The following is a 23,653-nucleotide window of genomic DNA, read 5'->3' on the forward strand; positions in this document are numbered from 1 at the left end:
CCCGCACCCCGGTACGTCATACGAAGGCGCACCGATAGGTGCTGGTTCGTATGACGCACGCGGCCAGCCCGGAGGTCCGCGAAGTCAGCCGGCGAGGAAGCCGAGGTCCTGCAGGCGGGCGATCTCGGCCCGCAGCTCGGGGTGGGCGGCGCTGTCGGCGGCCCGTGCGCCGGTGACGTAGAGCTGGGTGCCCTCGGCTCCGGCCGCGTCGAAGACGACGGTGAGCCGGTTGGTGGTCGACGCGTTGATGAGGGACCCGAGCAGGACCACCGGGTCGGAGCGGTCCTCGAGCGACAGCACCCGGGTGGCCGCGGGGATGCGCGGGACCTGGGCGGACGGGGCGCCGGCGGTGACGACCTGGTCGACCACGAACCGGGACGAGCGGGCGGTCGCGGCGATCTCGGTGGCGATCGCGCCCCCAGCCGCCGAGCCCACGAGCATCACCCGGGCGTCGTCCTCGGTGACCGAGGCCTCGATCGCCCGCACCACCTGGCTGATCGTCGTCGTCGGGTCGGCGCCGACGAGGCGCAGCCGGCCGGCGTCGTGGCTGAGCGAGCCGGGGAGGTAGGCGATGTAGCGGCCCGCGCCGACGCGCTGGACGCTGATCCGCTTGTCCTCGGCGAGCAGGTTGGCCATCAGCTCCTCGAGGGAGCGGGGGGCGGTGCCGGCACTGCTGTCGACCTCGGCCTCCGGGACCGCCGCCTCGACGAACGACCCCGCGGAGTCGCGGAAGGCCGACACGGCGTCGGTGGGGAACGGGTCCACGCCGATCGCCCGCAGGCCGCCGCGCGCCGCGTGGGCGCCCTGGTCGGAGGCGAGTGCCCCGGCGGTGAGGAGCGAGCGCATCTGCAACCCGTCGAGCAGCCCGCCACCACCGGAGAGGTGGTCCATCAGGTCGGGGTTGTTCTCGGCGAGCTCGTTGAGGTAGGCGGTGACGTCGTCACGGTCGAGGGTGTCGGTCTCGATGAAGCCGGCGCTGACGATCGCGCCACCGAGGGCGACCTCGGGGGCGAGGTAGCCGATGGCTCGGCCGGCGATGGAGCCGAGCGTCTTGTAGGCCGCCTGCTGCAGCTCGTCGATCCAGCGGTAGGTGAGGACGGTGGCGCGTACGACGAGCGCGTCCGCGTCGAGCTCGACCGAGCGGGTCAGCAGCCCGTTCGTGCCCGTCGTGGCGGCGCGGATGTCCTCCTCGGCCTCGCCCCAGGTGGCCTTGGACAGCTCGCCGGTGTCGACGACGTCGTCGTCGGCCAGGATCTCGGTGCCGAGGCGGGCGCGGGTGCGGATCTCGTTGCCGGAGGTGTCGAACAGGTCGGCCAGCGCGAGCATCTGGTCGTACTTGTCGGCGGCGACCGACGCCGAGGAGTCCTCCGGCGGACCGTCGTGGCTGCGGGGGATGTCGAGGTCGCTCATGTCGGGGTCCCTGCGGCGTTGTCGGACGGGGGAGCGCAGCGGGGGAGGTCGAGAAGGCCGTGGGGTGGCTTCATGTCGGGGTGTCCTCCGGGGCGGTGACCTGCGCGAGCACGGGCGCCAGCTCGGTGGCCAGGTCGTCGGGGTCGACGCGGGCGACAGCGACCCGTGCGCCGTCGTGGTCGTGGCGAGGGGTCAGGGAGTGCCAGCCGTCGCGGAGCAGCACCCAGGACACGACGCCCACGGACGTCGTGGCGCGCTCGGACACCTCGGCGGCGAGGATCCGCATGCGGCCGCGGGCCTCGGTGTGCACGGCCGACACGGCGTCGGCGGCCTCCGCGCCGCTGATCTCGCGACCGTCGGCGAGCACCACCCCTCCGGCGGACTGGTCGACCAGCACCGGCACCAGGTCGGCGCGGCCGGAGCGCAGCGCCTCCCCGACCGAGTCGGCGAGGGCGTAGGGGACGTCGAGGTGGGCGGGCACGTGCGTGGTGCCGGTCGGGAGGTCCTCCGGAGGTGCCGTGACCCGGGCGAGCTCGGTGGTCCACAGGTCCACGGGGAACCAGGCCAGCTCGAAGACGATGCCGTCGCAGGTCGACAGGCTGGCGACCGCGCCGCCGGCCTGGCGGTGCCAGGCCTTCACCTGGGTGGCCCCGGCGGCGACGTCGATGTCGAGCGCCAGCCGTGGCGTCGCGAGCAGCCCGACGGCCCCGACGATGCCGGGGTCGGCGCCTGCGTCGGTCACCAGGCCGCGTCGGCGCAGGGTGTCCTCGGGGTCGTGGAGCGTGCGGAGGGCGTCGGTGTAGGCGGAGTCCTCCACCGAGCCGCGGCTCTTGCCGAGGCGGCCGGACAGCGAGCCCGCGTCGGCGGTCTCGTCGGTGCTGGGCAGGTCGAAGGGCAGCGGGGCACCACCGGCGAGCTCGGCGACGAGGCGGAGCTCGGGCAGCGTGAGCGCGAGCCGCCGAGCCATCGCGTCGATGAAGCTCGTGGGGGGCGGCGGAGGGGTGGTCAGGTCGATGGTCACCATGTCAGAGCCCCGGGAGGGTCACGGTCAGCCAGTCCTTGTGACCGACCGGCGGAGGGTCGAAGGCGAGGAGGGCGGCGTCGGCCTCGTCGGTCTCGGCCGGGATCCCGTTGGGCCCAGACGCCTCGCCGGCGCGGGTGCGGGCGTCCTCGACGAGCGTGGTCGCCTTGTGGGCGCGTACGTCGATCGCCTCCTTCAGCGTGTCGACCTCCGCGAGGTGCCGGGCGAGCGAGTCGGCGGCGGTCTCGTGGTGGGCGGCGGCGGTGCGCAGGTGGGAGGCGCGCTCCTTGATGCGCTCGCGCATCGCCTCGGCGGCCTTGCCGTGCCACGGCACGGCCTCGGCCTGGGACACGAGGCGGGCGGCCAGGGCCCGGATGTCGCCACCCTGCTCGCGGAGCTGCGCCACGCGCTTGCGGCCCGCGGCGGTGTCGCCGTACATCGATCACTCCCTCTCGTCCGAGGACTGCTACCCCGTCAGCGGGACCTCAAACGTCCTCTCCCGGCAAGCGATTGTGCCGCAACCGGCCCCGTGACGCGCTGGCGCCGGACCGTCCGGGCCCGTCCGAGCCCGGACGACGCGGCGGTTGCGCGCCTGGCCGGCCGATAGGATCCAGTCCGCCACGCACGCCGCAGAGCCACCCAGAGGTCCCATGACGTTCGACGTCCACCAGCTCGACGAGTTCGTGCTGGTCGGCGCGGTCGTCACCCTGGCAGCGATCCTCGCCGTGCGGGTCTCGGCGCGCGCGGGGCTGCCGTCGCTGCTCATCTACCTCTTCATCGGGGTCCTGCTCGGCGAGGGCGGACCCTTCGGCATCCCCTTCGAGGACGCCCAGCTCGCGCACGCGCTCGGGTTCGGGGCGCTGGCGGTCATCCTGGCCGAAGGTGGCCTGACCACCGACTGGCGGCAGATGCGCCCCAGCGTCGGCCTCGGCCTGTCGCTCGCGACGATCGGCGTGGCGGTGTCGGTGGCCGTGGTCGCGGTGGGCACCCACTACCTCCTCGGCCTGCCGTGGGAGCTGGCGATCCTGCTCGGCGCGATCTGCTCGCCCACCGACGCGGCCGCGGTGTTCTCCGTCCTGCGCGCGCTGCCGCTCCCCAGGCGCCTCACCGGTGCGCTGGAGGCCGAGTCCGGGCTCAACGACGCCCCGACCGTCGTCCTCGTGGGCATCATCTCCACCGGCGCCGTCGGGGAGGCCGGGCTGCTCCAGACCAGCGGCCTCATCGTCTTCGAGCTGGTCGCCGGCGGGTTGCTCGGCGCCGCGATCGGCGTCGGCGGCGCGTGGGTGATGCGGCGGGCGGCGCTGCCGTCCTCCGGCCTGTACCCGCTCGCGGTCCTGTGCCTCGCGTTCGCGGCGTACGGCGCTGCGTCGGCGGTCCACGCCTCCGGCTTCGCCGCGATCTACGTCGCCGCGCTGATCCTCGGCAACAGCGAGCTCCCGCACCGGGTGGCGACCCGCTCCTTCTCCGAGGGGGTGGCGTGGCTGGCCCAGATCGGCCTGTTCGTGATGCTCGGGCTGCTCCTGTCGCCGTCGCGCATCGACCTCGAGACCGTCGCCCACGCGCTGGTCACCGGCCTCGTGCTCACGCTGGTCGCCCGGCCGCTGTCGGTCGTCGTCAGCAGCGTCGTGCACCCCATGGCGCGGCGGGACCTGGCGTTCCTGTCGTGGGCGGGCCTGCGCGGAGCGGTGCCGATCGTGCTCGCCACGATCCCGCTGTCGGAGGGGGTGACGGGCGCTGAGGCCCTGTTCGACATCGTCTTCGTGATGGTCGTCGTCTACACGCTGCTGACGGGCCCGACCCTGCCGTGGGTCGCCCGGACCCTCGGGGTCGCCCGTCGCTCGGAACCGCGGGGCCTCGAGGTGGAGGCGGCGCCGCTCGACCGGGTCGCCGCCGACCTCCTGCAGGTGACGATCGCGCCCACCTCGAAGATGCACGGCGTCGAGGTCGGGGAGCTGCGGCTCCCGCAGGGGGCCTCGGTGTCGCTGGTGATCAGGTCCGGCGAGGTGCTCGTCCCCGAGCGTCGTACGGTGCTGCGGCACGGCGACGACCTGCTCGTGGTCACGCCGCGCAAGCTGCGCGAGGCCACCGAGGCGCGGATGCGCCAGGTCTCCGACAACGGCCGGCTGGCGCAGTGGGTCGGCGACCCGAAGCGCCGCGACAAGGACTAGGCCGGACCAGCCGGCCCGGCCGTCACTCCGAGCCGGTGGCCTTGCACCAGGTCGCGTCGGCCTCGGCCACGACGGACTCGACCTGCTTCTTCTTCAGCGACTGGAACTTCTCGCCGACCACCACGACGACGCCGGGACCGAGCTCGTCGCCCTGGACGACCTGCGCGCGCTTGAACTGCCGCTGCACGAGCACGACCGCCGGGTTGTCCGGCTCCGAGGACCAGATCTGCGTGGTGGCGGCGGGGAGCGGGGAGTCACCCACGGTGCCCTCGACGAAGCCGCGCTCGGCGAGCTGGGCGATGGTCGCGCTCGCGAGCCCGCTGCGCTTGCTGCCGTTGAACACGCTCACCACGACCTGGTCGCGGCGCACCTCCGACCCGGCGGGCAGCGTCGTGTCCTCGCAGATCGCGACCGGCTCCTCCTCGGGGAGCGGCTCGGTGAAGGCGGCCCATCCCCACACCGCGGCGACGACCACCAGCACGGCCAGGACGGCCAGGGTGAGCGCCGACCGAGCCGCACCTGTCATTCGGGGCCCCCGCGGGGTTGTTCGGGGGTGCGGAGCGGCGGAGAAGAACGTCGTGGGGTGATCACTGGTCGCCCGCCTGGTGGACGCGGGCGTGGAGCACGCTGCGCTGCTGGAGCGCGGCGCGGAGGGCGCGGTGCAGGCCGTCCTCGAGGTAGAGGTCGCCCTTCCACTGCACGACGTGGGCGAACAGGTCGCCGTAGAACGTCGAGTCCTCGTCGAGGAGCGTGTCGAGCCGCAGGGTGTCCTTGGTGGTCACCAGCTCGTCGAGGCGCACTTGCCGCGGGGGCAGGTCGGCCCAGCCGCGCGAGTCGAGCCCGTGGTCGGGGTAGGGCCGGCCGTCGCCCACCCGCTTGAAGATCACGCCGGTGATCATAACGACGCCCTCGTCGTGGTCCGTCGCCCTGACTAGGCTCCCCGCATGACCGAGACCCCTGAGGCAGCGGCGACCGACCCCATCTCGGAGGCGGTCGCACCCGGCTACCGGTTCGAGGGCGCCGCCCTCGAGCTGGGTGGGCTGATGCTGAACGCCGACGACCTCAGCGACGTACGCATCCGGATCCCGCTGGGGATGCTGAACCGCCACGGCCTCGTGGCGGGCGCCACCGGCACGGGCAAGACGAAGACCCTGCAGCTGCTCGCCGAGCAGCTCAGCGCGAACGGCGTGCCCGTCTTCGCCGCCGACATCAAGGGCGACCTGTCCGGCATCAGCGTGCCCGGGGAGTCCAGCGACAAGCTGACGGCGCGCACCGCGAGCGTCGGCCAGGAGTGGACGGCGACCGGCTTCCCGACGGAGTTCTACGCGATCGGCGGCCAGGGCGTCGGCGTACCCGTCCGCGTGACGATGAGCGCGTTCGGCCCCACCCTGCTCGCCAAGGTGCTCGGCCTGAACGAGACGCAGGAGTCCTCGCTGGGCCTGGTCTTCTACTACTGCGACAAGCAGGGGCTGCCGCTGCTCGACCTCGCCGACCTGCGCGCGGTCCTGCAGTACCTCACCGGCGACGCGGCGGGGAAGGCCGAGCTCAAGACGATCGGAGGACTCTCGCCGCAGACCGCCGGCGTGATCCTGCGCGAGCTGGTCGCCTTCGAGGCCCAGGGCGCCGACGTGTTCTTCGGTGAGCCGGAGTTCGAGACCAAGGAGTTCCTGCGCACCGCCGAGGACGGACGCGGCATCGTCAGCCTGCTCGAGCTGCCCAACCTCCAGGACCGGCCGGCGCTCTTCTCGACGTTCCTCATGTGGCTGCTCGCGGACCTCTTCCACGACCTGCCGGAGGAGGGCGACCTCGACAAGCCCAAGCTGGTCTTCTTCTTCGACGAGGCGCACCTGCTCTTCAACGACGCCTCCGACGCCTTCCTCGACCAGATCGCCCAGACCGTGCGGCTGATCCGGTCCAAGGGCGTGGGCGTCTTCTTCGTGACGCAGTCGCCCACCGATGTCCCCGACGACGTGCTCGGCCAGCTCGGGTCTCGCATCCAGCACCAGCTCCGCGCCCACACCCCGAACGACGCCAAGGCCCTCAAGGCGACCGTCAACACCTACCCCAACAGCGCGTACGACGACCTCGGTGCGGTCATCACGTCGCTGGGGATCGGTGAGGCGGTGGTGACGGTGATGAACGAGCGCGGTGCGCCGACTCCCGTCGCCTGGACCCGGCTGCGCGCCCCCGAGTCGCTGATGGACCCGGCCCCGGCCCCCGAGATGGAGGCGGCGGTCAAGGCCTCGCCGCTCACCGCGAAGTACGCCGAGGCGATCGACCGCGAGTCCGCCCGCGAGCTGCTGGCCAGGAAGCTCGAGGAAGGCGCCCGCAAGGCCGCGGAGGACGCCCGCGTCAAGGAGATGGCGCGCGAGCAGAAGAACGAGCGCGTGACCAAGAAGGCCGAGCGGGCACCGAAGGAGGAGGACGGCATGGTGGAGAGCGTCGTGAAGTCACGAGCGTTCAAGGACTTCATGAGCACCGCCGCCCGCGAGATCGCCCGGGGCATGTTCAAGAGCGGCCGGCGGTGACTTCGGCGCTCGCTCCGCTCGCGCGTGCTGGGCGCCCCTGAGGACGCCGTCTTCCCTCCTCGCTCCCAAGCTGTCTCGCTGCGCTCGTCGCGCTTGCTCGCTCGTCGGTCCAGACGACGTCGGGCGCCCAGCGCGTGGGTCGGAGTCGCTCGCGGCCGACTTGATCCGCTGATCATCGGTGGAGGAGCAACGAGCGTGGCGAGCGCGAGGTCAGGTCATCGTGAGGCTCGGCGCGCTACCGCGTCTGGACTGACGAGCGATGCGAGCGCAGCGAGCGAGCCGAGGAGGGAAGACGCGGTCCTCCAGCGCGCCGAGCACGCCCGAGCGGAGCGAGGGCATTACATGGTGGGGTCGAGCCAGGCCAGCTGGGCGGTCTGGGTGCCGCCGTCGCGGGTGACGACGCGGGCGCGGCCCTCCGGGGCGGGCTGCGGGCGGAGGTTGCCGATCAGGACGCCCTCGTCGCGGGGACCCGAGAGCATCACGCCGGGCATCGCGAGGTCGCGCAACGACTGGATGACCGGCTCGTAGAGCGCGCGGGAGGCACCGCCCGTACGACGTGCCACGACGACGTGCAGGCCGACGTCGCGCGCCTGGGCCATCAGCGGCTGCAGCGAGGACACCGGTGAGGACTGCGCGGTCGCGACGAGGTCGTAGTCGTCGACCACGACGAACACCTCGGCCCCCGTCCACCACGACCGGCTGCGCAGCTGGTCGGGCGTCACGTCGGGGCCGGGGATGCGGCCCTCGAGGTAGCTCGCGATGTCCTTCAGCGTCGGCGTGGCCTGGGTCGCCGAGGTCAGGTAGTTGAGGAGGTACTCGTCGGGCACCTCGCCGAGCAGCGAGCGCCGGTAGTCGACGAGGACGATCTGCGCCTCCTTCGGCGTGCGGGTGCGCATGATCTCGTGGACGTACGCCCGCAGCAGCGCGCTCTTGCCCGACTGGCCGTCGCCGAAGACGAGCATGTGCGGCTCGGCGTCGACGTCGAGGCCGACCGGTGCGAGCTCCTTCTCGTTGATGCCGAGCAGGATGTGCTTCTGCGCAAGCTGCCGGCGCACGGCGTCCTCGCGGACCGCCTCGAGGGTGACCTTCTCGGGCAGCAGGCGCAGCTTGGGACCCTGCGGGCCCTTCCAGGCCGCGGCCATCCGGTCGATGAGGTGGTCGACGCCGTCACCGAGGGTGTCGGCGCTGCCGTCCCCGTCGATGCGCGGCAGCGCGCCGAGGAAGTGCAGCTTGGACGGCACGAGCCCGCGGCCGGGCCGGCCGACCGGGACGAGCGCGGCGACCTTGCGGTCGATCTCGGAGTCGAGCGGGTCACCGAGGCGCAGCTCGAGCTTGGAGCCGAAGACGTCGCGCATCGCGGCGCGGTAGTCGGCCCACCGGGTCGAGGCGGTGACGATGTGGAGGCCGAAGGTCAGGCCGCGAGCGGCGAGTTGCTGGATCTCCATCTCGAGGTCGTCGAACTCGGCGCGCAGCGTGCTCCAGCCGTCGATGACGAGGAAGACGTCGCCCCATCCGTCGTCGGCGCGGCCCTGCGTACGACGCGAGCGGTACGTCTCGATCGAGTCGATGCCGTTCGCGCGGAAGTAGGCCTCGCGCCGGTCGACGATGCCCTCGACCTCGGCCATCACGCGACGGACGACGTCGGGCTCCGAGCGGGTCGCCACGCCACTGACGTGAGGGAGGCGGGACAGCGGCGCGAACGTGCCGCCACCGAAGTCGAGCACGAAGAACTGCGACTCCATCGGCGTCGTCACCAGCGCCATGCTCGTGACGATGCTGCGCAGCATCGTGCTCTTGCCCGAGCGCGGTCCGCCGACGACGGCGACGTGACCGGCCGCGCCGGTGAGGTTGAGCGTCATCGTGTCGCGGCGCTGCTCGCGCGGCCGGTCGACGGTGCCGAGCGGGATGACGAGGCCCGGCACGTTGCGCCACTGCGGCGACGTGAGGCCGAGGTCGGGGCTCTCGACGAGGTCGGGCATGAGCTCGTCGAGCGTGTCGGGCACGTCGAGCGGCGGCAGCCAGACCTGGTGCGCGGCCGGTCCCTTGCCGACCATGCGCGTGACGGCGATGTCGAGCAGCGAGGGCTGCTCGCCCTGGTGGGGCTGCGGCGTCGCGACCTCGGTGACCTCCTCGGTCGGCTCGAGGGCCTGCACCTCGGAGATCGTGAAGGGCAGGATGCCGCGGATCGCGCCGCCCTCGTCGCGGGTGACGCGGGTGCGGCTCGACGGGGGCCCCGAGACGTACGCCGCCTTGAAGCGCAGCAGCGTGGACTGGTCGGGCTTGAGGTAGCCCAGGCCCGGCACGGCGGGCAGCTCGTAGGCGTCCGGCACGCCGAGGACGGCCCGGGACTCGCCGGCCGAGAAGGTGCGGAGGCCGACGCGGTAGGACAGGTGGGACTCCAGGCCGCGCAGCCGGCCCTCCTCGAGCCGCTGCGACGCGAGCAGCAGGTGCAGGCCGAGCGAGCGGCCGAGGCGACCGATGGCGACGAAGAGGTCGATGAACTCCGGCTTGGCCGAGAGCATCTCGGAGAACTCGTCGACGACGATGAACAGCGACGGCATCGGCTCGAGCGGCTCGCCGTTGGCGCGGGCCTTCTCGTAGTCGCGCACCGACGCGTAGTTGCCGGCGTCGCGGAGCAGCTCCTGGCGCCGGGTCATCTCGCCGGAGAGGGCGTCCTGCATGCGGTCGACGAGGGTGAGCTCGTTGGCGAGGTTGGTGATGACGGCCGAGACGTGCGGCATGTCGGCCATGCCGGCGAAGGTCGCACCACCCTTGAAGTCGACGAGCACGAGGTTGAGCTGCTCGGAGGAGTGCGTCATGACCAGTCCGAGCACGAGCGTGCGGAGGAACTCCGACTTCCCAGAGCCGGTCGCGCCGATCACCAGGCCGTGGGGGCCCATGCCCTGCTGGGCGGACTCCTTGATGTCGAGGTGGATCAGGCCGCCGGAGTCGCCGATGCCGATCGGCACCCGCAACCGGTCGCGTGCCGGGCGCGGCCGCCAGGCGGTCGCCGGGTCGTAGCTGAAGATGTCGCCGAGCCCGAGCAGGTCCATGTGGTCGGGGGTCGTCGAGGTGATGTCGACGGCGCCGCCGGCCGAGGACGACTCGGCGCTCGCGGTCTTGAGCGGCGCGATGCGACGGGCGAAGGCCTCGGCGGTGGCGATGTCGCACTGGTCGGCGAGGGCGCGGATCGGCTCGCCGCGCAGCCGCAGGGCGCTCACCGGGCGCTTGCCGAGCTCGTCGGGGGCGTCGGCGAACTCCAGGCGCAGCCGGGTGGAGTCCTCGAGCTCGTCCCACCGGCTCGGCAGGTCGAGCAGCGTGACGCCGTGCAGGCCGTCGGGCGGGACGATGTGGTTGCCCGGCGGCAGGTGGCCGCCGTCGATGACCAGCAGGATGTGGGGGGTGGCGGCGCGCTCGTCGGCGCCGAAGCGGGGCCGGTCGCTCAGGTCGGGCGGGAGCAGGCTGCCGAGGTCGTCGAGGGAGGTCGAGACCAGGCGCATCGGCCCGACCGCGTCGGCCTCCCGGGTGCTCTGGGCGTGCGGCAGCCACTTCACCCAGTCCCAGTGGGTGAGGTTCTGCTCCGAGCTGAGGACCGCGACGATGAGCTGGTCGGGGTTCTGGAACGCCGTCGCGGAGCAGATCATCGCGCGCGCCGTCGAGCGCACCTCCTCGGCGTCGCCGCACAGCTCGATCCGGTCGAAGGCGCGCAGGTCGATCGACGCCGGCAGGTTGGGCTGGAGGCGGTGCACGACGAGCAGCCGGTGCAGGGCCGACGCGGCGGCCGGGTCGACCTGGTCCACCGGCGCGCTCTCCGGCGGCACCAGCTCCAGCGACAGCGGCTGTGAGCAGAGGCCGTAGCGCACGTGCAGGAAGTTGTCGTCGGACGTGGTGTGCTCCCACAGCCGGGTGCGGTCCTCGGCCAGGGAGGGGAGCGCGGAGGGCTCGGGGTGGTGCCAGTTGAGGGCCCGACGCTGCTGGTCGGCCGCCTCGCGCGCCACCCTCCGGATGTTGCTGAGGTAGCGCAGGTACTCCGTGCGCGAGCCGGTGACCTGCTGCGCACGCTGCTTCCGCTGCCGGTCGATCTGGACGACGATGAAGCCGAGCGTGGCGAAGAGGAACATGCCGGCGGCGAGGAAGCTCCGGCCGCGGTTGGAGCCGCTGCCCATCGTCGCCACGAGGACGATCGACCCGAGGCTGCCCAGCATCGGGATGGCGTTCATCAGCACGCCCGAGGCGCCCTCGCCCTCCTGCAGCTCGGGCGGGGGCTGCAGCACGATCTGGCCACCCGGCATCTCCGGCTCGTCGAGCCGCTGGCCACCTCGCAGTGTCGTGCTCAACGCGTCCCCCAGTGCCGTGCCCGATGAAGTCGCGACGATGATAGGTGGGCTGCCACGCGAGCCGCACCTGCGACTACTCTCCAGCGAAGTGGTGCTTGTTCCGGGCAACGCGAAGGGGGACCCGTGTCGGACGTCGCGATGTCCAGCAGCGCTCGCGCGACCATCGCGCTGAGCATCCACGGCCCGGCCGGGGTGCTCGACCTCGTGGTGCCTGCCGGCGCGACCGCCGTCGACGTCGCGCGGGAGTACGCCAAGCAGGCCGACGTGCCCGGCATCCCGTTGCTGCAGACCGCCCTCGGCGAGCGGCTCAACGCCGCCGTGCCGCTGGGTGAGGCGGGCGTCCAGCCGGGTGACGTGCTCGTCGCCACGACCAGCGTGCACCGGCCGCGCCGGGTGACCCTCCTCCAGACCGCCAGGAACGCTCCGGAGAGCCCCGGGCTCGCCGCCATGATCGCCTGGCTCGCGGCCCTGGTCGCCGTCCTCGCCGCGTGGTACGCCGGTCGCGCGGGCGACGACGTCCTGCGCACCGCCACTGTCGGTGTGCTGCTCGCCTGCGCGCTCGCCGGCGTGCTGCCGCTCGGTCGCCACGCCCGGCAGCGGGCGGCCGCCGCACCGGCGTTCGCCGCCGCAGCGGCGTTCGCGGCGCTCCACGAGCCGGGCGCCCACCTCCTCCCGGCCGTCCTCGGTGCCGCCGGCATCTCGGCGGCCGTCGTCGCCGGCATCGGCCGCGCCCTCTCGGCCGACGACGACGAGGTGAGCACGGTGTGGATCGTCAGCGGCCTCACGGTCTTCGCCTGCTGCGCCGTCCCGGCGATGCTCGGCTGGGACGCCCGGGTCGCCTGGACGCTGCTGGTCTTCCTCTCGATGATGGCGGCGCGCTTCGCGCCCTCGCTCGCCGTGAACGTGCCCGACGAGGCCCTGCTCGACCTCGACCGGCTGGCCGTCACCGCCTGGTCGGCCCGCGACAGCCAGCGCCAGGGGCGTCGTGGCCGCATCGTGGTCGCCTCCGACGCCATGGAGCGCCTGGTGCACCGGGCCGCGCGGATCGTCACCGGCGCAGCGGCCGCGATCATGGTGACGATGCTGGTCGCCAGCCCGCTCCTGCTGCACACGGCGACCATCGACCTCGACCGCATCGGCGCCCGCTGCCTGGTCTTCTTCGCGGGCTGCTCACTGCTCCTCGCGGCCCGGTCCTACCGCCACGCGGCCGCCCGGATCCTGCTGCGCCTGGCCGGCCTGGGCGCCCTCCTGGCGCTGGCCGTGCACCTCGTCGCGGGACCCGGCGCGACCCACGTCGACGTGTTCTTCTACGTCACCGTCGGGCTGGGCGTCATCGCCCTCCCCGCAGCCGTGGCCGCCGGCCGCGGCTGGCGGTCCGTCTGGTGGTCGCGCCGCGCGGAGGTCGCCGAGTCGTTGTGCGGCAGCTTCGCCTTCGCGGCGGCCGTGGTCGCGGCCGGGGTCTTCCGGCGCCTGTGGGAAATGACCTCCTGATCGACATGAATCCGCCGATCTCTCGCCTGCTGCGCACCACCATGCGTACGCGCTGGCTGCGTTGTCGCGCGCTCGACGGGCCTCCGGCCCGCCATCGGCACTCCGCCTTGCCAGCGCACACGTCTGGCGGCGCTCGCGACGGCGTCGATCGGTGGATTCATGTTTAGCCCCAAAGGGGTCGGGTAGATGCACGTCAGCGCGGGGGGCCGGGACGTCTCCCCGAGCACCGGATCACCAGTCCAGTGAGTCACCAACACACAACACTCGGTCGGTTCGACCACCGAGGGAGAAGGATCGACATGAGCGAGATGTACGGCCAGACAGAGAAGGCCCTCTCCAAGGGCGCCGACTTCGTCGACCAGGCCCGCGGCGACGTCAAGAACAAGTGTGGCGTCCTCTCCGGCAACATCCAGACGATGATGGGCGGATGGGGCGGCCAGGGTGCCACCGCGTTCAACAACCTGATGATCGCCTGGGACCAGAAGCAGGAGACCATCCTCAAGGCCCTCGACCAGCTCTCGGCCTCCATGAAGGAGACGGAGCGCGACAACGTCTCGACCGACGAGTCGCAGTCCGCCAACCACGCCAACCTCCAGGGCCGTCTCGGCTGACGCCGGCACCCCGACTTCTGAGATCTAGGAGATCGACATGACTTTCGACGGAATCAAGGTCCAGCACGGCAGCCTCGACGCCGGTGCGGCCGACGTGATGAAGGCGGCCAAGGACATCGAGGCCCGCCTCGACCAGCTCGAGAACGAGCTCAACCCCCTCAAGTCGGACTGGAACGGTAACGCCAAGATGGCCTACGACCAGGCCAAGGCCAAGTGGGACCAGGCGATGTCCGAGATGACCCTCCTGCTCCAGCAGGCCAGCCAGGGTGTCGACGCGTCCAACGCCGAGTACAAGGCGGCCGACGCCCGGGGCGCCAACCGCTTCTGAGCACCCCACACCTCCGAGGCCGGTCGTCCCTCCGGGGACGTCCGGCCTCGTGGCATTTTCGCGAGCGGCCTTCGCCTAGGCTGCTCCCCGTTCAGTGCTCCGGCCCCTCGGCCGACGCAGGTGCAAGGACAATCAGGGGGGAACGCCAATGAGTCAGGGGTCCTCGGTCGCCTCGGGCCTGGTCCGGGTGACCATCGCCTCGGGATCGCGACGCGTCGATCTCGTGCTGCCGGGCTCGATCCCGGTCGCCGAGCTCGTGCCGGAGCTGGCGCGCTCGGTCGGCCTGCTCGACGCCTCCACGGTCTACGGCGGCTACCGCCTGGTGACCCAGGAGGGCCGGACCCTGGCCGACAACGCCGGTCTGACGATGCAGGGCATCGAGGACGGCGGCCTCCTCACCGTCACCGCCGGCGTCGACGACAAGGCCCCGCGTGTCTACGACGACGTCGTCGAGGCGATGGCCGACGTCGTCGAGAACGAGCTCAAGCCGTGGGAGCCGGCGGCAGGACGGCGTACGGCCCTGGGCGCGGGCAGCATCCTGCTCGGCCTCGGCGCCCTGGCTCTCCTCCTGCTGGGCGAGAGCGTGCTGGGCGGCGTCGCCGCGGCCGTGATCGCTGGACTCCTCGTGGTCGGCGGGATCGTGCTGACCCGCGCGCAGGGCGAGCCCGAGGCCGGGGTCGTCGTCTCGCTGCTCGCCGCCCTCTACGCCGCGGTGGCCGGGCTCCTCCTCGCGCCCGGTGACCTGCCGGCCTGGACCTGGCCGCTGGACGACGCGTTCTTCGGCGACGCCCTCCTCTTCGCCGGCCTCGGCGTCCTCGCCGTCGGGCTGGTCGCCGTGGTCGGCCTCCGGGACGGCCGCGCGCTCGTCATCCCGGCCGTCGTGGTCGGCGCGGTGGTCGTCGCCGGCTCGGTGCTCATCCGGGTGTTCTCGCTCGAGCCGTCCACGGTCTTCATCGTCCTGCTCACCCTGGTCGTCCTGGCCGGCAGCATCTTCCCGTGGCTCGCCCTCGGGGTGACCGGCACGAGCGTCGACCAGCTCTACTCGCTCCACGACATCACCGCCGACCCCGACGAGATCGACCCGGACGAGGTCGCCGACGACGCCCGCGTCGGCCACGAGATCCTGCTCGCGGTCTCCGCCTCGGTCGGCACCCTCCTCGTCCTCCTCGCCCCGTTCGCCGTCGGGAGTGGTGTCTACGGCACGATCCTGGCGGCCGTGTGCTGCCTGGCCGTCATGTTCCGCACCCGCCAGTACCGCACCGGCTCGGAGGTGCTCGCGGGCCTCGTCTCGGGCATCCTCGGCCTGGTCTCGGTGGCCCTGTCGATGCTGCTCATCCACGACGGCTGGCGCGCGGGTGCCGCCATCGGCCTCGCCGGCATCGGGGCCGCCCTGCTCGCGCTCACCCTCGTGCCGGCCTCCCCGTCGGTGCGCCGCGGCCGCATGGGCGACGTCGTCGAGACGATGACCCTGCTCGCGCTGCTCCCGCTGATGGTCCTCGCGGCCGGCTTCGTCTCCGCCGTGGCGGGCTGACCGATGGCCACCAAGAAGGACCTCGTCGAGGCCCACGCCTTCAGCCGCCGCCGCCTCGTCACCGCCTTCGTCTCCGGCGCCCCGGGCGGCCGCGAGGTGGAGCCGGTGCGACCCGGCCGCGTGCTGATCGGCGGCGTCGCCCTGTCCGTCCTCCTCCTCGCCGGTGCGGCGATCGCCGGCTTCCTGCTCGGGCGCCCGCCCGCGCAGTGGCTCGACAAGGGCAGCTTCGTGATCTCCAAGGACACCGGCGAGCAGTACGTCGTCCTGCGCGGCGGTGACGACCCGATGCTCCAGCGGGTGCCCAACTACGTCTCGGCCCAGCTGCTGCTCGGGCAGGACGAGCTCACGCCGTTCACCGTCCGCGACAAGTACATCCGCACCGTCCAGCTCGGCGGGGACCTCGGCATCGACGCGGCACCCGCCAGCCTCCCGTCGGCGGACGAGCTGGTCAACGACGGCTGGACCGCCTGCACGGGCGACGGTGCCGGCATCAAGGTCGCGATGCAGCGCACGCCCACCGTCGAGGACCTGTCGGGGTCCGCCTTCCTGGTGAGCAGCGAGGGCACGACGTGGCTGATCGCCACGGCGCCGCCGGTCGGGAGCAAGCAGGGCAGCGCCTACCGCTTCCCCATGCCCGAGGACGAGACGCAGTCCTCGACGCTGGGCGACCGGCTCGGGTTCGGTGCGTCGGCGACCGAGGTCGACCCCGAGTGGCTGAACCTCTTCCGGCTCGGAGAACCCCTCGAGAAGGCGTCGTTCGGCGTCACCAGGCCCGGCGAGCCGGTGCCCTACGGGAGCACCGGCACCGACCTCTCGCGCTACCGCATCGGCGACCTGCTGCTCTCCAGCAGCGGCTCCTACTACCTGCTCGGCGACGAGAAGCCCGAGCGGCTCAGCGACTTCGCAGGCATGGTCTACGGCGTGGTCGAGGAGCCGGCGCAGGAGCTTCCGGGCGACCTCGCCGCGTCCTTCGGCGACCCCAGCACGCCCGCCGAGTGGCCCAGCGACGTGCCCCAGCCGATCACCAACGGCGCGATGTGCGCGGTGCTCCACCCCGCGACCGGTGCCGACGCGACGTTCAGCCTGGCGACCAACCCGACCGGCGCGGCCGATCCCTACCGCGACGACGTGCGCCCGGGCCGGCACGCGGTGGACGTCGAGCCGAGCGCCGGCGCCTACGTGCTCTCCGGCTCGGGCGACGCCGCCGACTCCGGCACCCGCTACGTCATCGACCCGAAGGGCGAGAAGTACGAGCTGGTCGGCTCGGAGGTGCCCGACTTCATCGGCTTCGGCGACGTCGACCCGCCGCTGGTGCCGAGCGCGTGGCTGGAGTTCTTCGAGCCGGGTGTGCAGCTGTCGACCAACAGCGCGCGTCGGCTTCCCGAGGACGCCCCGCCGGCGGACGACGCGGCTGCGGACGCCGGCTGATGGCTGCACCGTCGCGGGATCGTCCCCTGCTGCGCCGCCCGCACGTGCGTACGACGCTCGCCGCGGGGTTGCTCGCCGCGTCGATCGTGCCGCTCGGCGCGGCGCCGGCCGCCGCGGACCACGACGCCCCGTGCCTCGAGAGCGAGGTGCCCGGCTCGGAGCCGCTCGCCGACACCCACGCGAAGGACAACCCCGCCTTCGAGCGGATGCACGTCGAGCAGGCGCAGGAGCTCGCCACCGGCCGCGGCGTGAAGGTCGCCGTCATCGACAGCGGGATGGTCGGCATCGAGGGGCTCGACGTCGCCGGCGGCCTGGCCATCGAGGGCGTCAACCCCGACACCCGTCTCTCCGGGCACGGCACGATCGTCGCGGGGCTGATCGCCGGCCCGCGCGGGGTTGCACCCGACGCGCAGGTCTTCGACGTCAAGGTCCACGACACCGACGACGCCGACACCACCCAGGGCGAGCGGGGGCTGTCGTCGGCCGGCATCGCCGCGGGGATCGACGCCGTCATCCGGCAGCAGCCGCAGCAGCAGTTCGACGTCGTCAACATCTCCCTCGCCGTCCGCGATCCCGACCCGGAGCTGGAGGCGGCCGTCGCGCGCCTCGTGGATCTCGGGGTCGTCGTGGTGGCCGCCGCGGGCAACGTACCGGTCGGCACCGCCGACCCCGGCTTCGCGGGCACGCCCGACAACGACGCCGACGTCTTTCCCGCCGACTACCCCGGCGTGCTCGCGGTCAGCGCGACGCCGCCCGGTGACGAGAGCCCCAGCGCCTACGTCGTCCCCAACCTGGACACCGACGTCGCCGCCCCCACGTGGGGTGCGGTCTCGGCCAACGCCACCGGTCAGGTCTGCGTCGTCGACCAGGTCGCGACGTCCTGGGCGAGCGCCGAGGTCAGCGGCGTCATGGCGCTGCTCAAGGAGCGCTTCCCGCGCGAGACGCCCCAGCAGCTGGTGGCGCGGCTCCAGGCGACGACCGAGGGAGCGGGCGCCCTCGAGGGAGCGGGCGGGACGGCGGCCAACCCGTGGACCGGTGCGGGTGTCGTCCAAGTGCACGACGCGCTCACCCGGGAGATCAGGCCGGGCCGCCAGGGCAAGGTGGAGACCACCGTCCAGGAGGTCCGGGCGGACGCCCAGGCTCCGCCCGCGCCCGAGCGCATCGACCTCTTCGGCACGCCGCGCGCGATCCTCCTGTGGTCGGGGCTCGTCGCCGGCTCGCTCCTCGCGCTCGCCTTCATGCTGCGCCCGTTGCTGCGACGCTGAGCCGGGACGGGCGGTCCATGATGGAATCAGCGCATGCCTGACACGTCGGACGATCCGGTCGCCGTCATCCTTGCCGGTGGCCAGGGCTCCCGCCTGTGGCCGATCAGTCGGGACCGAGCCCCCAAGCAGTTCCAGCCCGTGGTGCGCGACCGCCCGCTGCTCAGGGGGACGATCGAGCGGCTCAGCGAGATCGTGGACCCGAGCCGCATCCACGTCTCGACGCGTGCCAGCTTCGCCGACGCCGCCCGGGCGACCCTCGGCCCGGTGCCGCAGGAGAACCTCATCCTCGAGGAGGACCCGGCCGGGCCCGCGACGGCGTTCGCCCTGAGCGTCGCGACGCTGTTCCACAAGTACGGCAACGCGCCCGCGCTGATCGCCCCGTCGGACCACCTGATCACCGAGGAGGACGCCTTCAACGCGGCCTCGCGCGACATGCTCACGCAGCTCGAGCGCACCCCCGAGTCGATGGTCGTGCTCGGCGCCGAGCCGAACCGCTTCGACCCGAGCCTGGGCTACATCCACACCAAGGGCGGCGACGACGCCGTCCAGGTGATCGACTCCTTCCACGAGAAGCCCGACGAGGACGTCGTCAAGGAGCTGTCGGAGTCGGGCAACCTCTTCTGGAACACCGCGTGCTACGGCGTACGGGTCGGACGGGCCTGCAACGCCTATCGCACCGCCCTGCCCCTCATCTTCGAGTCCATCGAGCGGTTCGCCCGCGGCGCGACGTCCGACCAGGGCTACCGCGGGGCGTCCATCGGCGGCCATGAGATCTACCCGCTCATGTGGGCCGGCATGGAGTGCCTCGTCGTCCCGCGGCAGCTGGGGTGGACCGACGTCGGCACCTGGACGCGCCTGGAGCGGGTTTTGGACGACCAACGGGTCACCTCCATCGGTCCCGCGCTCCAGCTCGACGCCGAGAACACGCTCGTCGCCAGCATGGACGGCCGACCGGTCGTCACGCTCGGCGCGCGAGGACTGATCATCGTCACCCACGAGGACGCGGTCTACGTGCTCGACCGGCAGAAGGCGCTGGACGCCGGCATCCTCGAGCGGCTCCGCTCGCTCCTCGCGGCCAGCAGCCGCGAGGACCTCCTCTGACCGTCCGCCGCTGCCCCCGTCCGGCGCGCTCGCCCCGAAGGAACCCATGACCCACGAGAACAGCCAGCACATCGTCGTCGTCGGCACCAAGCCCGACATCATCAAGCAGGCGCCGATCTACCACGAGCTGCGCGACCGCGGCCACGACGTCGTGCTGTGCCACACCGGTCAGCACTACGACCACAACCTCTCCCAGTCGATGCTCGACGAGTTCGGCGTCCGGGAGGACATCAACCTCGAGGTGCGCGGCGGCGTCAACGACCTCGTCTCCGGCATCACCGCCAAGCTCGCGCAGTACCTCCGCGGCTTCGCCGAGCGCGGCGGCTTCCCGATCACCTACGTGCACGGCGACACGACCACCGCCATGGCCGGCGCCCTCGCCACCTTCGGCGAGCGACAGGCGCTGGTCCACGTCGAGGCCGGGCTGCGCACGCTCTCCCCGAAGCCGGAGGTCCTCAAGGGCTGGCTCGAGCAGGGTGCCGACCTCGACTGGGCGTCGTTCCGGGAGCAGTCGATCGACCGCGCCAGCTGGGCCAAGGGCAGCCGCGAGCCGTCGCCGGAGCAGTTCAACACCCGGGTCGCCGACGCGGGCTCCGACCTGCACGCCGCCCCCGTCGAGCTCAACCGCGAGTTCCTGCTCGAGGAAGGCTTCGCGCCCGCCGCGATCGACGTCGTCGGCAACTCGGTCGTCGACGCGCTCGCGCAGGCCGTCGCGGGCAGCGACAAGAACCAGGTGCTGCAGAAGTTCCCGCAGATGGGCGACGGGTCCTTCCTGCGCTTCTGCGTCCACCGCCGCGAGAACACCACCAACCGCGACCGCTTCAACCTGCTGATGGACGCCATGGAGGCGCTGCTCGAGCAGGGCCACCACGTGCTGTTCATCCGCCTGCTCGGCACCGAGGCCGCGATCGACAACTTCGGCCGCCGCCAGTGGCTCGAGGACCTCGAGGCGCGGTACGGCGCCGCACTGATCTCGACGCCCGTGTGGGACAGCTACCTCGACGTCGTCGCCGCGATGTCCATGTGCGCGGTCATCGTCACCGACTCCGGCAGCATCGTCGAGGAGGCCAACGTCCTCGAGGTGCCCTGCGTGACCCTGCGCTTCGGGTCGGACCGCTCCGAGACGTTCCTCGCCGGCAGCAACTTCCTCGCGCCGCCCGTCGACAAGGACCTGATGACGAGCGTCATCCACCAGGTCTACGAGCACCGCGCCGAGCTGTCGTGGGACCGCGTCTACCCCGAGAAGGCGTCGGCCATGCTCGTCGACGCGGTCGAGCGGCGGCTCGACGAGGGGAGCCTGCTGATCTCCGAGGAGTGGCGCTACGGCCTCCAGGCCCGGCTGCGCTGACCGGCGTACCTGTCCCGCACACGACGAAGGCCCCGCACCGGTGGTGCGGGGCCAACGTGTCGGCGGAGGTAGGGGGATTCGAACCCCCGAGGGCTATTAACCCAACCCGCTTTCCAAGCGAGCGCCATAGGCCACTAGGCGATACCTCCGCCGAGGAGAGTACCGGTCGGTCCGGTGGCCGGTGAAATCGCCCGTCGACCCCTCGGTTTGGGTGGCCGTCGGGGCCTCGCCTAGACTCCCGGCCAACCCCCCACGCGGCGTCACCTCGCCCAATTCCCCCAGGGCCGGAAGGCAGCAAGGGTAAGTGAGCTCTGACGGGTGCGTGGGGGGCCTCTGCATGTCCGGGCCCGGCCGCGTCGGCAGCGGGTCTCCCGCGGTGGTCGGTGTGGGTGGGCACGGTTAGGGTTCACGACGTGGAGTCACCGCTCGCGCTCTATCGCCGCTACCGGCCCGAGACCTTCCAGGAGGTCATCGGGCAGGACCACGTGACCGAGCCGTTGCGAGCGGCGCTGGCGGCCAACCGCGTGAACCACGCCTATCTCTTCTCCGGACCGCGCGGGTGCGGCAAGACCACCTCGGCCCGCATCCTCGCCCGCGCGCTCAACTGCGCGCAGGCACCGATCTCCGATCCCTGCGGCGAGTGCGACAGCTGTCGCGACCTCGCGCGCGGCGGGCCGGGGTCCATCGACGTCATCGAGATCGACGCGGCGTCGCACGGTGGTGTGGACGATGCCCGTGACCTCCGCGAGAAGGCGTTCTTCGCCCCGGTGCGTGACCGCTACAAGGTCTACATCATCGACGAGGCCCACATGGTCACCACGCAGGGCTTCAACGCCCTGCTCAAGCTGGTCGAGGAGCCGCCGCCCCACCTGCGGTTCATCTTCGCGACGACCGAGCCCGACAAGGTGCTGCCGACCATCCGCTCGCGCACCCACCACTACCCCTTCCGGCTGATCCCGCCGCGGCTGCTCAGCGACTACCTGTCCCAGCTCGCCGGTGAGGAGGGCGTGGCGATCGAGCCCGCCGCCCTGCCGCTCGTCGTGCGTGCCGGTGCCGGGTCGGCCCGTGACACGCTCTCCGTGCTCGACCAGCTGCTCGGCGGCGCCGGTCCGGGCGGCGTCACCCACAAGGTGGCGACCGACCTGCTCGGCTTCACGCCCGACTCGCTCCTCGACGAGGTGGTGGAGGCGTTCGCGTCGCGCGACGGCGCCGCGGTCTTCTCCGTCGTCGACAAGGTGGTGGAGACCGGTCAGGACCCGCGCCGCTTCACCGAGGACCTGCTCCGCCGGCTGCGCGACCTCGTCATCGTCACCGCCGTCCCGGACGCGCCGGCGACCGGGCTGATCGACGTCCCGGAGGACGCCGGCGAGCGCCTCGTGGCCCAGGCCGCGCGCTTCGGTGCGATCGAGCTCAGCAGGGCCGCCGACATCGTGGCCGCCGGCCTCACCGAGATGCGTGGTGCGACCGCGCCGCGCCTGCTGCTCGAGCTGCTCTGTGCGCGCGTGCTGCTGCCCGGCGCGGACCACACGGCCGACGGTGTGATGGCCCGCCTCGAGCGGCTCGAGCGCCGGATGGACGTGACCGGCGCCCCGACCCCCGCCGGGGGTGCCCCCGGCTCCGCTCCCTCCCGACCGGCCGCCCCGTCCGCAGCCCCGGCACAGCCCGCCCCCGCCGCGGCCCCGTCCGCCGCTCCTCCGCAGGAAGCGCCCCTCGCCGCCCAGGCGGCCGCCCCCCAGACGGCCCCTCACGCGGCCCCCCAGCCGGCATCCGAGGCAGCGGCTCAGGCCGCACCGCGGGGCGACGAGCCGACCCCGCCGCCGCCCATGCCGGTGGCGCCCACGGGTGTGCCCGCCTCACCCGCCCGCGACGACGGTCCGCCGCCGCCCCCGCCGATGCCGGGGTCGCAGCAGCCCGCGACCCCGCAGGCGCCACCCGTCGTCGCCGATCCGGCGCCGTCCCCGGCCGCAGCCGCCGGGCCTGACGCGCCGGTGGCCGAGCAGCCCGCCGGTCCTCGCGGCGGTCTCAGCCTGGTCGACGTACGCCGGCTGTGGCCCGACATCCTCGAGCAGACCAAGAACCGTCGCCGCCTGGCCTGGATGGTGCTCTCGCAGCACGCCCACGTGGTCGACGTCGACGGGGTGCGGCTGACCGTCGGCTTCGCCAACGCCGGCGCGCGCGACTCCTTCGTCAACGGCGGCTGCGACGAGATCCTGCGCCAGGCAGCCATCGACGTCGTCGGGATGGACTGGCGCGTCGAGTCCATCGTGGACCCCTCGGGTGCGGCGGCGGAGGCCCCGGTCGTTCGCCAGGCGGCCACCGACTCGTCCGCATCCTCGGCCCCCGCCGCGGCGCCGTCCGGACCTCCGGGCGGCCCGGCGCAGGAGGCGCCCGACGGCCCGCCGTCCTGGGTCACCGGCGACGCAGCCCCGCCGTCGGCTCCCGCAGCCCCGCCGCCGGTCTCTGCCGCCCCGGCCCGTGAGGCGCTCGAGGCGGCTCGTGCCGGAGGGCCGGCCGAGCCGGCCGCCCCGGTGCGCTCCGCCGACGACGACGTGGACCCCGACGACCCCGACGCCGACTCCGCGGCCATCGACACCGAGTCGCTGCTCAGCCAGACGCTCGGTGCCAAGCTGATCGAAGAGATCAAGAACGACTGAGACGATGACCGTCCCCAACCCCACCCCAGACCTGCAGCGGGAGACCCGATGACCCAGAACCCCTTCGACGCCCTCGGTGGCGGCGGCTTCGACATGAACGCCCTGCTCCAGCAGGCGCAGCAGATGCAGCAGCAGCTCGAGGAGGCGCAGGCCAACCTCGCTCAGCAGACCGTCGAGGGCACCGTCGCGGGCGGTGCCGTGACGGTCACCGCCAACGGCGTCGGGGAGCTGGTCGGCGTGGCGATCCGCTCCGGCGAGTTCGACGGCAGCGACCCCGACGACCTGTCCGACCTGTCCGACCTGATCGTCGCCGCCTACCGCGACGCGCGTGCCAAGTCGGAGGCGCTGGCCGGTGACCAGCTCGGCCCGCTGACCGAGGGTCTCGGCGGAGGCGGCGGCATGCCCGGTCTCCCCGGGCTCGGCTGAGGGGCC

At 72.8% G+C, this 23,653-nt stretch carries 18 protein-coding genes, 1 tRNA gene and 1 other RNA gene; 13 read left to right on the forward strand and 7 right to left on the reverse strand.

Annotation, left to right across the window (positions count from 1 at the left end; translation table 11 throughout):
- Nucleotides 1-84: 84 nt before the first annotated feature.
- The 3 genes from ACFQW6_RS14695 to ACFQW6_RS14705 all read right to left on the reverse strand — a co-directional run bounded on the left by ACFQW6_RS14695 (nt 85) and on the right by ACFQW6_RS14705 (nt 2,870).
- On the reverse strand, nt 85-1,410 hold the full coding sequence (locus ACFQW6_RS14695; protein WP_378546584.1) for a hypothetical protein: 1,326 nt from the start codon (nt 1,408-1,410) through the stop codon (nt 85-87).
- A gap of 70 nt (nt 1,411-1,480) precedes the next feature.
- Entirely contained in the window at nt 1,481-2,434 is a 954-nt protein-coding gene (locus tag ACFQW6_RS14700) for a hypothetical protein (protein WP_378546587.1), read from the reverse strand.
- A 1-nt stretch (nt 2,435) separates the two neighbouring features.
- Nucleotides 2,436-2,870: a hypothetical protein gene (locus ACFQW6_RS14705; protein ID WP_378546590.1), complete on the reverse strand. Its 435-nt coding sequence runs from the start codon at nt 2,868-2,870 to the stop codon at nt 2,436-2,438.
- 211 nt (nt 2,871-3,081) lie between these two features.
- Here ACFQW6_RS14705 and ACFQW6_RS14710 point away from each other — a divergent pair, with 211 nt between their 5' ends.
- Nucleotides 3,082-4,599, forward strand: coding sequence for a potassium/proton antiporter (locus ACFQW6_RS14710; RefSeq protein ID WP_378546593.1), 1,518 nt, complete (start codon nt 3,082-3,084; stop codon nt 4,597-4,599).
- A gap of 22 nt (nt 4,600-4,621) precedes the next feature.
- Here the strand turns inward: ACFQW6_RS14710 and ACFQW6_RS14715 are convergent, their stop codons facing one another.
- Nucleotides 4,622-5,125 carry a LytR C-terminal domain-containing protein gene (locus ACFQW6_RS14715; protein WP_378546596.1) on the reverse strand — a complete coding sequence of 168 codons (504 nt, stop codon included), beginning with the start codon at nt 5,123-5,125 and terminating at the stop codon, nt 4,622-4,624.
- Between the two features lie 61 nt (nt 5,126-5,186).
- Nucleotides 5,187-5,486 carry a type II toxin-antitoxin system VapB family antitoxin gene (locus ACFQW6_RS14720; protein WP_378546598.1) on the reverse strand — a complete coding sequence of 100 codons (300 nt, stop codon included), beginning with the start codon at nt 5,484-5,486 and terminating at the stop codon, nt 5,187-5,189.
- 57 nt (nt 5,487-5,543) lie between these two features.
- Between ACFQW6_RS14720 and ACFQW6_RS14725 the strand changes: the two genes are divergently transcribed.
- Nucleotides 5,544-7,127 (forward strand): helicase HerA-like domain-containing protein, encoded by a 1,584-nt coding sequence (locus ACFQW6_RS14725; RefSeq protein ID WP_378546601.1) that lies wholly within the window; start codon nt 5,544-5,546, stop codon nt 7,125-7,127.
- Between the two features lie 338 nt (nt 7,128-7,465).
- On the opposite strand, the gene eccCa is transcribed toward ACFQW6_RS14725, so the two are convergent.
- On the reverse strand, nt 7,466-11,464 hold the full coding sequence (gene eccCa, locus ACFQW6_RS14730) for a type VII secretion protein EccCa (RefSeq protein ID WP_378546604.1): 3,999 nt from the start codon (nt 11,462-11,464) through the stop codon (nt 7,466-7,468).
- 123 nt (nt 11,465-11,587) lie between these two features.
- Between eccCa and ACFQW6_RS14735 the strand changes: the two genes are divergently transcribed.
- The 8 genes from ACFQW6_RS14735 to ACFQW6_RS14770 all read left to right on the forward strand — a co-directional run bounded on the left by ACFQW6_RS14735 (nt 11,588) and on the right by ACFQW6_RS14770 (nt 20,567).
- Nucleotides 11,588-12,955, forward strand: coding sequence for a hypothetical protein (locus tag ACFQW6_RS14735; RefSeq protein ID WP_378546607.1), 1,368 nt, complete (start codon nt 11,588-11,590; stop codon nt 12,953-12,955).
- A gap of 299 nt (nt 12,956-13,254) precedes the next feature.
- A complete protein-coding gene (locus tag ACFQW6_RS14740) occupies nt 13,255-13,566 on the forward strand; it encodes a WXG100 family type VII secretion target (protein WP_179618679.1) in 312 nt (103 codons plus the stop codon).
- Nucleotides 13,567-13,603: 37 nt separating this feature from the next.
- Complete coding sequence (locus ACFQW6_RS14745) at nt 13,604-13,894, forward strand: WXG100 family type VII secretion target (RefSeq protein ID WP_268113972.1); 291 nt, start codon at nt 13,604-13,606, stop codon at nt 13,892-13,894.
- Nucleotides 13,895-14,042: 148 nt separating this feature from the next.
- On the forward strand, nt 14,043-15,425 hold the full coding sequence (eccD, locus tag ACFQW6_RS14750) for a type VII secretion integral membrane protein EccD (protein WP_378546612.1): 1,383 nt from the start codon (nt 14,043-14,045) through the stop codon (nt 15,423-15,425).
- A 3-nt stretch (nt 15,426-15,428) separates the two neighbouring features.
- Entirely contained in the window at nt 15,429-16,853 is a 1,425-nt protein-coding gene (locus ACFQW6_RS14755; RefSeq protein ID WP_378546615.1) for a type VII secretion protein EccB, read from the forward strand.
- Complete coding sequence (locus tag ACFQW6_RS14760; protein WP_378546618.1) at nt 16,853-18,118, forward strand: S8 family serine peptidase; 1,266 nt, start codon at nt 16,853-16,855, stop codon at nt 18,116-18,118. Before ACFQW6_RS14755 ends, ACFQW6_RS14760 begins: the two co-directional genes overlap by 1 nt.
- Before the next feature lie 33 nt (nt 18,119-18,151).
- Nucleotides 18,152-19,219 (forward strand): sugar phosphate nucleotidyltransferase, encoded by a 1,068-nt coding sequence (locus ACFQW6_RS14765; RefSeq protein WP_378546621.1) that lies wholly within the window; start codon nt 18,152-18,154, stop codon nt 19,217-19,219.
- A 46-nt stretch (nt 19,220-19,265) separates the two neighbouring features.
- The gene (locus ACFQW6_RS14770) at nt 19,266-20,567 is read left to right on the forward strand and encodes a UDP-N-acetyl glucosamine 2-epimerase (RefSeq protein WP_378546624.1); all 1,302 of its coding nucleotides are present in this window, start codon (nt 19,266-19,268) and stop codon (nt 20,565-20,567) included.
- Nucleotides 20,568-20,630: 63 nt separating this feature from the next.
- On the opposite strand, the gene ACFQW6_RS14775 is transcribed toward ACFQW6_RS14770, so the two are convergent.
- Nucleotides 20,631-20,716 (reverse strand) — tRNA-Ser (locus ACFQW6_RS14775).
- Between the two features lie 95 nt (nt 20,717-20,811).
- Between ACFQW6_RS14775 and ffs the strand changes: the two genes are divergently transcribed.
- The 3 genes from ffs (at nt 20,812) to ACFQW6_RS14790 (ending at nt 23,647) form a co-directional block, all read left to right on the forward strand.
- Nucleotides 20,812-20,902, forward strand: an RNA gene (gene ffs / locus ACFQW6_RS14780) — signal recognition particle sRNA small type.
- Between the two features lie 78 nt (nt 20,903-20,980).
- Nucleotides 20,981-23,221 carry a DNA polymerase III subunit gamma and tau gene (locus ACFQW6_RS14785; RefSeq protein ID WP_378546627.1) on the forward strand — a complete coding sequence of 747 codons (2,241 nt, stop codon included), beginning with the start codon at nt 20,981-20,983 and terminating at the stop codon, nt 23,219-23,221.
- A gap of 48 nt (nt 23,222-23,269) precedes the next feature.
- A complete protein-coding gene (locus tag ACFQW6_RS14790) occupies nt 23,270-23,647 on the forward strand; it encodes a YbaB/EbfC family nucleoid-associated protein (RefSeq protein WP_378546630.1) in 378 nt (125 codons plus the stop codon).
- Nucleotides 23,648-23,653 lie beyond the last annotated feature (6 nt).

Source organism: Nocardioides sp. GCM10028917 (genome assembly GCF_042666175.1).
Taxonomy (GTDB): domain Bacteria; phylum Actinomycetota; class Actinomycetes; order Propionibacteriales; family Nocardioidaceae; genus Nocardioides.